This window comes from Vibrio sp. 2132-1 (genome assembly GCF_033344315.1).
This window is the reverse complement of the sequence record NZ_JAWPON010000790.1, coordinates 1-533: the sequence shown is the minus strand read 5'-3', so window position 1 is coordinate 533 and position 533 is coordinate 1. Positions and strand designations below refer to the sequence as shown.

The following is a 533-nucleotide window of genomic DNA, read 5'->3' as shown; positions in this document are numbered from 1 at the left end:
TTTTCAATGGTTTCAACCTGATTGTGCAGGAAGTAAACCTGACCACCACGCATGATTTCACGCAGTACGGCTTCTCGCACCACGGACTCTTCACGTTCGCGAACAAATGTCTTAATAGCTAAACGACGTGCTGGTGGTGTGGCGATGATCGACAAATCACGCATACCACTCATTGCCATGTTCAGCGTACGAGGAATCGGCGTTGCCGTTAGGGTAAGAATGTCCACATCGGCGCGCATCGCTTTGACTTTCTCTTTTTGACGAACACCGAAGCGATGCTCTTCGTCGACAATCAACAAACCCAAATCTTTGAATTTGATGTCGCTGGAGAGCAATTTGTGCGTACCGACGACGATATCAACTTTGCCATCCGCAACATCTTGCAAAATCACTTTTTGCTCTTTGGCTGATTTAAAGCGAGAAAGCACCTCGACTCGGATTGGCAAGTTCGCGAAGCGGTCACGGAAGTTTTCAAAATGCTGCTGAGCAAGCAGGGTTGTTGGCACGAGTACGGCTACTTGCTTGCTGTTGTC

1 protein-coding gene is annotated in these 533 nt (G+C 48.4%); it reads right to left on the bottom strand.

The features are described 5' to 3' along the window. A partial coding sequence (locus R8N47_RS28015; RefSeq protein ID WP_318186459.1) for a DEAD/DEAH box helicase occupies nucleotides 1-533 on the bottom strand: 533 nt, incomplete at both ends.